Source organism: Streptosporangium sp. G12, assembly GCF_052983175.1.
The window spans coordinates 1-1,540 of the sequence record NZ_JBRIQO010000085.1; the positions used below are offsets into that span (position 1 = coordinate 1).

Consider the following 1,540-nt stretch of genomic DNA (forward strand, 5'->3'; position numbering starts at 1 on the left):
CAGAAGCAGAACCAGGTCAGGCCGGCGGTGAGCAGGGCGTAGATGCCGGTCTCGATCCACTGGAAGGGCCAGAAGCGCTCCAGGGGCTGGTAGGTCGCCTGCTGCCGGTAACCGAGCCGGTTGATCTCGGCTATGCACCCCCCTGCGGGTAGTCCCTGCGGTGAGCAGGGGCCCGACGTCGTGGAGACCGGGACGGCCCGCACGATCGTCGACGACGGTCCCGAGCCTCCATCTCCGCTGGAGATCGTACGTCCGGACGGATCGACCAGCTTGCTGGACAGGACCCAGGCGCCCGCGTGGCCGGGAACGGCCGACGTCCTCAGGAAGATGTGCAGGGATCCGCCTTGCGGCGCGCCGAGGCCGTCCATGTTCTCCCGGCCCAGCTCGAAGGTCCCGGCGACCGGGGGCATCAGGTGGGGACGGACCAGCAACGGCATGGCGAGCTGGATCGCGACGAAGACGGCCAGGGTGAGGGCCATGGCGGCCAGGGTGCGGCGCACCAGCATGCCCACGGTCACCCCGAGGACGAAGGCGAAGGCCGCGTACCCCATCGGCGCGATGCCGCGCGCGCCGAACACCACGGGAGCCATCTGCGCCATTTCCGGAACGGCCGACTTGTCCAGGGGAGCGGACCACCAGGTCACCGCGAGGCCGCACACGCCGGCGGCGACCACGGCCGCCAGGCCGGTGAGCCCGAGCTTGACCGCCAGCCAGCGGCCGCGGGTGATGCTCTGGTTCCACACCAGCAGGTGCGTGCCCGTCTCCAGCTCACGGGTGATCAACGGCGCTCCCCAGAAGAGCCCGACCAGTGCCGGCAGGATCAGCACGACGAGGGTGAGGGCCAGGAAGAGGAGGTCGTACTCGCCGAAGAACCGGTCGAAGAAGTCGAGGCAGGTGTTGTCCGGGGTGCAGTCCGCGATCCCGGCGGAGTAGCCGGAGGCCAGATTCGGGCCGGTCAGGGCCAGGGTGGCGGTGAGAACCACGAGGGCGGCGGCCACCATCGCGGCCGAGCCGCGGAACTGGCGCCAGGTCAGCCAGATCATCGCCGCACCTCCGCGGCGGCCCGCCGGTTCTCCGCGGTGCGCTTCTCCATGTAGGCCAGGACGAGGTCCTCCAGGCCGAGCCGGCTGACCGTCCAGGCGGGGTCGTGGATCGGGGCGTCGGTACGGACCACGTACGTGCTCTGCCGGTCGGTGTGGCCGGCGGAGACGACGTGCCAGCCGGCGGGGAGGCGGTCGGGATCGCGGCGCGGGCCGGTGAGCCGGTGATGGGCGGCCAGTAACCGGTCGACCTCACCGGCCATCTGGACGCGGGAGTCGGCGAGCACGATCACGTAGTCGCAGGTCCGTTCCAGGTCGGAGACCAGGTGAGAGGAGAGCACGACGCTCAGCTTGTGCGCGACGGCGGCCTCCATCAGCCCCTGCATGAACTCGCGGCGGGCCAGCGGGTCCAGCGCGGCGACCGGCTCGTCCAGGATCAGCAGTTCGGGCCGTTTGGCCAGGCCGAGGGTGAGGGCGAGCTGGGCGCGCTCGCCGCCGGA

General features: G+C 71.2%; 1 protein-coding gene and 1 pseudogene. Both read right to left on the reverse strand.

Going from position 1 to position 1,540, the window contains the following annotated elements:
* The coding region (locus tag ACVCAG_RS45680) for an ABC transporter permease (RefSeq protein WP_440087151.1) at positions 1-1,043 on the reverse strand (1,043 nt) is incomplete at its 3' end.
* Positions 1,040-1,540 (reverse strand): annotated as a pseudogene (locus ACVCAG_RS45685) (ABC transporter ATP-binding protein); the annotation flags it as partial. The pseudogene ACVCAG_RS45685 and the gene ACVCAG_RS45680, both read right to left, overlap by 4 nt.